This window comes from Lysinibacillus mangiferihumi, assembly GCF_003049665.1.
Taxonomy (GTDB): domain Bacteria; phylum Bacillota; class Bacilli; order Bacillales_A; family Planococcaceae; genus Lysinibacillus; species Lysinibacillus mangiferihumi.
The window spans coordinates 1-1,028 of the sequence record NZ_PYWM01000103.1 but is presented as its reverse complement, the minus strand read 5'-3'; the positions used below and the strand labels follow the sequence as shown (position 1 = coordinate 1,028).

At 40.8% G+C, this 1,028-nt stretch carries 1 protein-coding gene; it reads right to left on the bottom strand.

The annotated features are described in order from the left end of the window. Positions 1-1,014 (bottom strand): S-layer homology domain-containing protein (locus C9J37_RS27730; RefSeq protein WP_137067863.1); only part of this gene is annotated, 1,014 nt, incomplete at its 3' end. Positions 1,015-1,028 lie beyond the last annotated feature (14 nt).

The window sequence follows — 1,028 nt, the reverse complement described above, 5'->3', positions numbered from 1 at the left end:
ACCTTCAGCAACAGTTACTTGTGCTTTAACAGTTACTTGTTGACCAAGTTTACCTTGAACTGATTTTTCTACTAAATCTACTTTAGTAGGAACTACAGCTGCGATACCTTTGAATGTACCGATTTTTTCTTCGCCAAGAGATACAGTGTACTCTTTGTCAGCTGTTTGAGCAGCAGTTGTTAATACAACCACTTTTTTGTTTGTTTGTTTTACAGCCGCGTTTTTCACTTCAAGATCAGAGATTAAGAAGTTAAGAGCTTGTACGTTGTCTACTTCTTCGTCGAATGTTACTTCAACAGTTGTGCTGTTGATTGCTTTTACTGCTGCAACACCAGCTTCTGGGTTGTTTACAACGTTTTCGATTGTGCGGTATAAGAATGAAGCGAATTGTCCGCGTGTTACGCTGTTACCTGGGTTGAAGTGAGCAACATTTGTAATACCCGCATATTCTAAAGCAACGATCGCTGTGCGTTGTTCTGCAGAGTAAGCTTTGTCTAAGTCACCAATTTCTGTTACGAAATTCGCTTTTTTGTACTCAGCTACTAAGTCTACGCCAGCGATTTCTTTAATAGCACGTACTAAAACTACTGCCATTTGTTGACGTTGCATTGTTTGTGAAGCGTTTAAGTTGCCGTTTGAACCGTTGAATACGCCTGCATCTTTTGCTAGTGCAGCATATTTTACTAATTCTGCTTCAGCTGTTACTGGTAGATCGTTGAAGCGTTGTTTTGAATTCCAGTCAGCTGGAATTTCTTGGCCTTGTGCTTCTAAATAACGACCTAATAATTTAACCACTTGACCGCGGTTAATTGTTTGGTTTGGTTTGAATGTGCCGTCAGCGTATCCATTGATGATACCTGCATCAGCAAGTGCGTTGATTGCTACTTCGTGGTCGTTACCTGCTACATCTGAAAATCCTGCTGCAGAAGCCACTGGTACGATAGCAGATGCTACTAATGTTGCCGTTGCTGCCGTCGCTACGAATTTTTTGTATTTCTTTGGTTGGTTAGCCATAGAAAAATTTCCTC